The organism is Vibrio sp. 10N.247.310.17 (assembly GCF_041466605.1).
GTDB classification, from domain to species: Bacteria; Pseudomonadota; Gammaproteobacteria; order Enterobacterales; family Vibrionaceae; genus Vibrio; species Vibrio tasmaniensis_A.
Map to the genome: position 1 here is coordinate 1 of NZ_JBFSTC010000166.1, position 4,696 is coordinate 4,696.

Consider the following 4,696-nt stretch of genomic DNA (forward strand, 5'->3'; position numbering starts at 1 on the left):
ATAGCTAAATCACTGAACCGACGTGGCCTCCCGCGCTTATTCTGTTTGCTTTGCGTCCAGCCACTTGTCGCTTCTTCATCAATCCAAAAGGTCAAAGAGCCGCGGTTAATGAGTTATTGATTGTATTTTGCTTCCAGTTGGTTGTTTTATAACGAGGTTTAGGCATAGGGCTACGAGAGAGAGTGGTGGTAGCTGCTCAGGTCGTAGATTCTTAATTTAGTTCCACTGAATTGCGAAACAAAGCTAATCTTACCACTTAACCAACTCATTTACGTTCCAATGCCTATGGAATTGGGTCTCGCTTTTGGCTGGCTAAGCAAATTATAATCATTTACCAAAACTTTAAAAAAGTATACAAAATTCAATTAGATAAACATAATTAAGATGATGTAATTTGAGGGCGAAAATGCTATTTTCGACCATTTTACGGAGACCATCGAAACTGTTCCCGTAGAAACATAAAAAATAACGGCTACATATGATTGCCGTTTTTTTGTTGCACGTTAATCTAAGTGGTAAAACCATGACAAATTGAACAGGATAAAATGGACAGAGAAAGTAATGTCAAATACTGGCTGAGAAATATCAACGAGCAGCTAACTCTAATTGACCGTCGGTGCCATATGCGGGTAGACGAGGCTCATTCCCTCCTGGTCCAACTCTCTGAAGATGGACAGGAGCTTCTACTTCATGGTGAGATAACGGATATTTCTATGAAGGATGAATTGTATATACTCCGCAGCAGTATGGTACTGAACGGACAACAGGATACGATGAAACGTTGTTGGTTAGCGACGCATCAAAATAAACTGCTTCTCATTCATGAGCTTAGCTTAGTTGATTGCGATGAAATCGACTTTGAGAACACGATGAACAACTTCATTGTGCTTATGAGTACTCTTAGAACTCAATTTAGTTCGGTATCAGAACCGATAAATGAAGTAACCATGCCTTATTCTCAACAGCTTATAAAAGGATAAATATTCATGCCTATTGGATTGAATCCAGTTCAAACGACTAATGTCACAAACACTTCAACTCATACCAAGAGTCCATATGAACTAAAGGTTCAGCCTGACAAAGCTAAACTACTGCAGGATATCGCGCCAACAGGACCTACACTGAAACAACCCACCACAGGAGAAAAAACTGCTATCACGATAAGTATGGATGAAGCAATGACAGCAATGACAGCAATGAACAAAGAACAAGCGAAGGGAGGTTTTACTCTTGATGACGGACGACAGTTCGAAATTCGAGATATGCATGTAATCAGACAGAACAAGGGGGGCTTGATAAGCCGGATGAAAGAAGGTTTCATCAAAGCATTACATGGTCAAGGAGCTTCATCCTCAGATGCTAAAAAGCTGACCGCAGCGTTACACCAAAAAGCCGATAACCCAGCAGTTCAGGAAAACTTTGTGCGCTCGTGGGATAGTGGAGGTTTTACAGATCCTACAGTAGTAAGTGGTGAAATGGGAGTGCGTGGGCACCAGTCAAAACAAGATTTTCAGTTTATTGTCCACACCGCACCAATAACTCACTTGATGGAAGGGAAGGGCGTTTTTAGTATTGATGCAGAAAGTGCGCTAACCTCCTGGGATGTAGCATGCACTAGTATCGTAAACCAGAGCAAGACTTTCACTTATGGCTCCGTTGGTGTAATTCTGAAAGTTCCGGAACAAAATGTTATTGCCGCTAGTCCAAACGATCTGATGTCGGAAACCAACATTGGTCTTCTTGATCGGACTGAAGATCTTGTCAACGTCTCAGATAAGAACGCTACAAAGACCCGCTATGAGGCAATGCCTGACTATGAACGTACAGGGTTACTAGCAAAAAAGGAATTACCGCGACATCAAAGGCATACCAACACTCCAAGTGAAGTCCTGAAGAAAACCTATGGGATGCGCAATGAAATTCTTATCTGTACGTCTGGAGGTGTAAATCTCCACGAGGGGCAGAAGGCAACCGAGAAGGTGGAAATAGCAGGGTTTTTCCTCAACGACAGCGCCCCAACAGCCTCTCACCAAGATTTAGCCGATTGGAAAGGAGAAACGTTGTTATCCAAAAATGATAAGTACGAGTTATTCAAGCAGCATGCTGAGCCCCTAGCCCAAAAACTTGGAGTGCCAATTATTTACTTAAACGGTACAGCGGATATTGCGGAAGTTTTGAAGTAGAAATAAATATAAAAACGCAAATTTTTATGTAGTCTGGTGTTGTAGGGCAAATGAGAGGCGAGCGTCTAATAGTTGATTTTCTGAACATATAATAACTAACGCAGATACCACCAACTAAGGTGGTGTCTGCAATTTAAGTTTGAAGGTCAAATCGATAGAAGTGTGTTAAAATAACTCTTTTTCTTAACTGAATTAAACAACAACGTCGCATTTATCGTAAAACAGCTTTAGTTATGGCATAAATCGTCATTATATCTATGTATGCATTGATTTTAAACAATATTAGAAGGTGATGAGAGTAAGAAGTTTTTTAAACGGCTTTATAGATGGAGTTATTCTCCTCCGGCAACGCATGTAAACAATGAGGATTACCTTTCCCCTACAAAGATAGGCGTCTAAGTAGTGCTGAATCTAAGCTTCACGGCTCAAAAAAACGGGAAGCAAAAATTTGACTATCACAAGTGTCCACTATCTGAAACAGCGTGTATTGTGTGCTACAGCTATTAGTACCGCTTTAACTCTGTGTCATTACAACGCACAAGTTGAGGATAGTTACACAAGGCTCAAAACTAGGGCCGATTTCGATTTATGGTCGTTTTTATTGAGACTGACGGATCACTTGGATTTTTCTATTCAATAAGGCTTGTACAGAATGAGGGTCTTTTTCGAAGCTTAAGATTGAGTTATAAATTTCCACATTCGCATGCATCGACAACAACTCACTTAACTCCAGTTTGGAGTTGGCTCGATTCGCCTCTCGCTCTCCAGGACTAGTCTGTACAACGGTTCGCCCCAGAAAGGTGCCTTGCGTTGCGAGGGGAGGTTGTCCTTTGTTCTCTAAGTTATTGAAATATATATCATTTATTTTTGGTTTGATGTCGTTGGACATAAGGTACCTAAACTCTTAAGTCTGAGCTCTGAAGCATAGACGGTGAAACTTCTGTTACGACATGAGCAGACAACAAGGACTCCCAAGATTCGCTCTGTGTGAGCAGTTCAGCAAGTCCACTCTCAAACAGCTCATAGTCGAGTTTTTCGGCACGAAGCAACCTGTTTAAACACAGCTTGTGCCTGTGATTATCTAGACTAAAAAATAGTTGATGTTCAGACCAGTGATAGTTGAATGACAAAAAAGAACGATAAAGATCAGAATTAACAATTTGTAGGTCAACAATCTCTACTTCTAGTTGAAGTGTTTCTATTTTAGAGTGAAAAATTAAATGCACTCTTAACTTATCGTCAAAAGCTAACCCCAGTTCGTCTTCAGTCAAATGTAATTCAGGCAAGCCTACTCGACGAGAAAACTCTATCAGAACCTCATCTACAATTTGGCGTACTGACATAAAAACAGTCCTTTCATTAAATGTTAATAGTTATTATAGGTTAAACAGGTGTTTTTTATATTATTATTGGTTGATATTTTTTATATATTACGTAAGGTTCAGTCAGATCGCAATTACCAAAATACGCAGTTCTTCGGCATTCGCGCTTCTTAAGCGTGATTCTATTCCTTTTATGGTCTCAATAAGGGCACGAATGTACTTTGTTAATCTGATGTAAACAGAACGGAGGCTCTGTAATCTTTATTCCATGCAGCTTTATTCATCTTCCTTGGTACTGATAAGTCCCTTTCGGATTTCCTAAATCAGTCCTGAACAAAACGTTGATGATGAAACTGATTCAGTGACACACTCTCAAAGGGCTAGTTGTCTTTGTTTACATACTTTGTTAATAATTCTTGATGTAGTACCAATGGAGCAAGAATTGTTGCCTCGCCTTCAAACCAAGTAGCTCTTCCTGAACCAAGCATCCCGATGTGACTAGGGAATACTGTAATCAACTTGCGTGTGAAGCAAGTTGAGAGCAGACCGCTAGCTGTAATAGTATTTCAGCTCCCTGCAGTTTATTAGGTTAATACAATTAAACGCGAAAAGTTGTAGGGTAAAAATGTGATTCTTTGTCGATAGATTTTGATTCTATATTGTTAGCTAGAGAGGTTATTTGTTCATAGTATTGGCTGAGCAATTCCAATTGTTGATATACCGTGTACCGATCGGCTTGAACGATAGGCTGATGATTCCAAAGAATGAGGTTATTACTTTTATTATCAAAGCCAACAACTGGTTTTTTCTCATCTTGGCTAAACATATTCATTTCAAGCAAAACCTGAGCATTGTTTTTGTTGAGTTCACCTAAATTACTTAACATCATCAAACGTCCACTTGGGTGTTCGGTAATGTGGCACTCTTGCTCTCCTACTTTAATGCTTGTCACATTATTCGTTTCAGTGTTTGCTGCCTCTAGACCGAGCTCTTGGCAAAGCATTTCAACTACTTTTATATATTGCTGACTCATATTGTTTACTTATTTACTGTAAAAAGGCGTGTCAGTAGACCAAAAAGTGAGTTTAATAACGGCTTTGTTGCGTAATTCAGTTTAGAGACAGAGCAGCCCCATATCGTGCGTTTCTTAGTCAATACGGCAAGTTTCAGGCATACCTAACCCAGTGAGCT

At 39.8% G+C, this 4,696-nt stretch carries 5 protein-coding genes and 2 pseudogenes; 2 read left to right on the top strand and 5 right to left on the bottom strand.

Going from position 1 to position 4,696, the window contains the following annotated elements:
- Positions 1–166 (bottom strand): annotated as a pseudogene (locus tag AB6D80_RS24170) (transposase); the annotation flags it as partial.
- A 379-nt stretch (positions 167–545) separates the two neighbouring features.
- On the opposite strand from AB6D80_RS24170, the gene AB6D80_RS24175 reads away from it, so the two are divergent.
- On the top strand, positions 546–980 hold the full coding sequence (locus tag AB6D80_RS24175; RefSeq protein WP_017098098.1) for a CesT family type III secretion system chaperone: 435 nt from the start codon (positions 546–548) through the stop codon (positions 978–980).
- Between the two features lie 6 nt (positions 981–986).
- Positions 987–2,183 (top strand): hypothetical protein, encoded by a 1,197-nt coding sequence (locus tag AB6D80_RS24180; RefSeq protein WP_017098097.1) that lies wholly within the window; start codon positions 987–989, stop codon positions 2,181–2,183.
- Between the two features lie 598 nt (positions 2,184–2,781).
- On the opposite strand, the gene exsE2 is transcribed toward AB6D80_RS24180, so the two are convergent.
- From exsE2 to AB6D80_RS24200, 4 genes and pseudogenes are all read right to left on the bottom strand, one after another.
- The gene (gene exsE2, locus AB6D80_RS24185; RefSeq protein WP_017101889.1) at positions 2,782–3,072 is read right to left on the bottom strand and encodes a T3SS regulon translocated regulator ExsE2; all 291 of its coding nucleotides are present in this window, start codon (positions 3,070–3,072) and stop codon (positions 2,782–2,784) included.
- 7 nt (positions 3,073–3,079) lie between these two features.
- A complete protein-coding gene (locus tag AB6D80_RS24190; RefSeq protein ID WP_017098095.1) occupies positions 3,080–3,526 on the bottom strand; it encodes a type III secretion system chaperone in 447 nt (148 codons plus the stop codon).
- A gap of 203 nt (positions 3,527–3,729) precedes the next feature.
- A pseudogene (locus AB6D80_RS24195) lies at positions 3,730–3,849 on the bottom strand (ISAs1 family transposase); the annotation flags it as partial.
- Between the two features lie 254 nt (positions 3,850–4,103).
- Complete coding sequence (locus tag AB6D80_RS24200) at positions 4,104–4,538, bottom strand: CesT family type III secretion system chaperone (protein ID WP_017098094.1); 435 nt, start codon at positions 4,536–4,538, stop codon at positions 4,104–4,106.
- Positions 4,539–4,696 lie beyond the last annotated feature (158 nt).